The 324-nt window shown below is 65.4% G+C and carries 1 pseudogene; it reads right to left on the bottom strand.

Features of this window, described 5'->3' with window-relative positions:
* Positions 1–311, bottom strand: a pseudogene (gene glnD, locus QWI17_RS03260) ([protein-PII] uridylyltransferase); the annotation flags it as partial.
* Between the last annotated feature and the right edge of the window lie 13 nt (positions 312–324).

The raw sequence follows: 324 nt of genomic DNA, 5'->3' as shown, positions 1-324 counted from the left end.
ACCAGCGGGCCGCCATCGGCGGGCTGCTGCAGGATCGCATCACTGTGCCAGGCCACGTCGGCCGCAGTGTGCTTGAGGAAGTAGTCATCGCCCAGCTGCGACCACAATTGTTCGACGTCGTCCGGGTCGGTGCCCTCGCGCACCAGGATGTCCAGGGCGGCAGACTGGGTTTGGCGAATCTGCTCTTCGCGGTCCAGCGGGTTTTCCAGGCCGCGGCGCAAGGCCCGCTTGGTCTCGGTGTAAAGCTGGCGCAACAGGCTGGCGCGCCACGAGTTCCACAAGCTGGGGTTGGTGGCATTGATATCGGCCACGGTCAGCACGTAC

This window comes from Gilvimarinus gilvus (genome assembly GCF_030518155.1).
GTDB classification, from domain to species: Bacteria; Pseudomonadota; Gammaproteobacteria; order Pseudomonadales; family Cellvibrionaceae; genus Gilvimarinus; species Gilvimarinus gilvus.
Note: the sequence above shows the minus strand (reverse complement) of the source record. Positions and strands in the feature narration are given on the sequence as shown.